This is a genomic window from Cupriavidus sp. 05T41 (assembly GCF_056396525.1).
Genome location: NZ_JBFTLQ010000193.1, coordinates 1 through 1,664, shown reverse-complemented (window position 1 = coordinate 1,664; position 1,664 = coordinate 1). Strand labels below are relative to the sequence as shown.

General features: G+C 73.7%; 1 protein-coding gene. It reads right to left on the bottom strand.

Annotated features, from left to right (window positions below):
• The coding region (locus AC1DKV_RS40410) for a DUF6600 domain-containing protein (RefSeq protein ID WP_477139758.1) at positions 1 to 1,476 on the bottom strand (1,476 nt) is incomplete at its 3' end.
• Between the last annotated feature and the right edge of the window lie 188 nt (positions 1,477 to 1,664).

The window sequence follows — 1,664 nt, the reverse complement described above, 5'->3', positions numbered from 1 at the left end:
GGCCGGCCCCGCGCCGGGCACCGTGCCGCCGCCACGGGCAAAACGCTGGGCCAGTTCGTCGCTGGCGGGACGGCCCGGCGCGCGCGCCGCGATGGCGGGACGGTTGAAGCCCTGMATGACCGCCGGCGGCGCKGGCCGCCCGGGATTCGCACCTAGCAGGCTGGCCTTGACCRGCGCCAGCGGCGGCGCGCCRTTGGCCTCGCCGCGCGGCAGGTTGCGCCATGCGTCGTTGCGCGCGCCGGGCGGCACGCGCTGGCCCTGCACGAAGGCGCGCGCCGGCATGCCGGTGACGGCGCCCGGCACATCCCGGTTGACATAGACGTTGCGCACGTGGTTGTTGACCACCTCGTTATTGACGGTGAAGCGGTTGATGCGATTGAGATAGCCAGGGCTGGCGCCATAGACCGGGCGATAGGACTCGCGCGGGCCGAGCGGGTACCAGGCTACCCCCGGTCCGCCGTGGGAGGCATTCCGGCCGGGGCCGGGGCCGCCGCCGATAAAGCCCACCACCGCGGGGGCGTACACCGGACGCACCGCGCGCGGGCCGGGCATCCAGCCCCAGCGGTCGCCGACGCGAGCCCAGCGGCCATAGTGGGACGGCGCGAAGCCCCAGGGCGCGTCGTCGCACCAGCTCCATCCCCACGGCGCCACCCAGGCCCAGTGGCCAGCGCTGTAGGGCGCCCAGTCGGCCGCGACCACGCGCGGGAACCAAACCGCGCCGTAGCCCGGGTCTTCCTGCCAGTCGCCGTAGCCGTCCAGCGCGGCATAGCCGGTCATCTCGGGAGGTACGTAGCGGGCCGAGGGCGAGGCATCCTCGCGCGCATCGCGCGCCATGGTCCAGCGGTCGAACTCGTCGGCCGGCGGATCGGAGGCGGCGCCTGCCTCGGCCAGGTCGGTTCCGGCGAAGCGGACCTGCTCGCCGCGGCGCATGTCGAGCGAGCGATTGTCGCCGTACACCACGGCCGAGCCATGATGGAGGGTGACCACCGTGGCGCTGCCGTCGGCCGCCACGTCGAGCCGGTAGTCGCCCGGCTCGCGCGGCACGAAGGCCAGGTTGGGGGTGTCGATCTCCACCGGCTGGTCCGGCGGCAGCGCGCGCACGCGCAGCTGCAGCGTGCCCTGGGTMAGCTTGACCTGGGTGGCGCTGTCGTCAAGGTTGAGCACCGTCACCGCGGTGGCGCTGCCGAGCCGGATCGCCGTGGAGCCGGCATGCAGCTCCGCGCGTCCGCCGTTGTCCACCCACAGGCGGTCGCCGGTGGTGATGGGCCGGTTGGGTGCGGCCTGGGCCCACTCGTCGGAGCCGGCCGGCGCGAAGCTGAGATTGCCCGCGGCGTCGGTGATGGTGGCGATGCGGTCGGACGGATCGGCGGACTGCGCCAGCGCCGGCAGTTGCCAAGTGACAAGAACGACACCTGCCAGGCCGGTGGCTATGAGCAGGGCGCGGGCACGGTGGCCAAGCCTGCGGTCAGGAAACATGGAATTACCTCTTCGACGAAACGGGTGCMGGGCCAACGCCCGTGCTCCCTGCTGTCACGATACTTCCMTTAACGGCGGGCAGCCGCGCCGGCGCACCGGACTTTGTAAGCACATATTTCCCTGGCGCGCCGCCGGCCTGCAGGCGCCGCCGGCCGCGGCCGGGCTGCGCGCCGCCCGCACGGCCCGGC